The 1191-nt window shown below is 41.6% G+C and carries 1 protein-coding gene; it reads left to right on the forward strand.

The window, feature by feature from the left end:
* Window positions 1-1159, forward strand: a protein-coding gene (locus tag TW84_RS22670) for an IS3 family transposase (protein WP_240478219.1) whose coding sequence is annotated in 2 segments (ribosomal slippage) — window positions 1-282 and window positions 282-1159 — 1160 coding nt annotated over the 2 segments. Because the reading frame shifts where the segments join, the coding sequence is not laid out codon by codon here. This gene is flagged as partial in the annotation.
* Between the last annotated feature and the right edge of the window lie 32 nt (window positions 1160-1191).

Consider the following 1191-nt stretch of genomic DNA (forward strand, 5'->3'; position numbering starts at 1 on the left):
TTGTAGCCCAAGTAGAAAGGGGCGAGTTCACCTATAAACAAGCACAAAAACATTATGGCATCCAAGGCCAATCTACCGTTCTCAAATGGCTACGAAAACATGGTACATTTGATTGGTCAAAACCAATTTGTATGCCCGATATGCCTAGATCAAAAGAAACGCCGGCTCAAAAAATTAAGCGTCTTGAAAAAGAGCTTGAGCAAGAACGAATGAAAAATGTCGTCCTAAATGGAATGGTCGACATTATGGATAATGAATACGGAGCCGGACTGCGAAAAAAGTACTTGTCCGAACACTCTGGCAATCCAAAGAAAAAGGACTCATAAAGCTAGCAACCGTATGTAAAGCATTTGGTATAACAACTCAATGCGTCTATCAGGCAATTCGTCGCATTAAGTTGAAGGCCCAATCATTAAACCCTGTCTTAGTTCTCGTCCAATACTGGCGACAATTTATGCCACGGCTAGGGACACGTAAACTCTATGAGCTTATTAAACCCGAGTTAGAACGCCAAGGGATTAAGCTGGGCCGTGATGGGCTGTTCGATTACTTGAGAAAAGAAGGTTTGCTCGTTAAGCCTAAGAAAAACTACGTTAAAACAACGAATAGTAAACACTGGATGCGCAAGCATCCTAACTTGTTGAAAGACAAAAGCGTAGAGCGCCCAGAAGAAGTCTTCGTTAGTGATATTACTTATGTAGAGTCACAACAAGGTGTGCATTATCTTTCTTTAGTCACCGATGCCTATAGCCGAAAAATCATGGGCTATGAGCTAAGTAACGAAATGAAAGCATCAGATGTTGCCAAAGCTTTAGGTATGGCCGTCAAAAATCGACACTATAGGCATGCAGCTATCCACCATTCAGATAGAGGACTGCAGTATTGCTCGGGGCTATACCAAACCAAGCTACGTCAGGCAGGAATGGTTCCCTCAATGACAGATGGATATGATTGTTATCAGAATGCTCTAGCAGAGCGAGTTAATGGCATTCTAAAACAAGAGTTCTTGCTATATAAATGTCGAAGTTTGGAAGACTTAAAACGTTTGGTTAGCGAATCAATCGACGTTTACAATAATATGAGGCCGCACTTAAGTTTAGGAATGAGAACGCCAACTGAAGTGCATGAAAAAAGTCAGCAGCTTGCGCTGCTGACTTAGCAAAAACTATCAACGTATTTTAGGACGAGACA

It is taken from the genome of Vibrio neptunius, assembly GCF_000967495.1.
In the GTDB taxonomy this organism is placed as follows: domain Bacteria; phylum Pseudomonadota; class Gammaproteobacteria; order Enterobacterales; family Vibrionaceae; genus Vibrio; species Vibrio neptunius.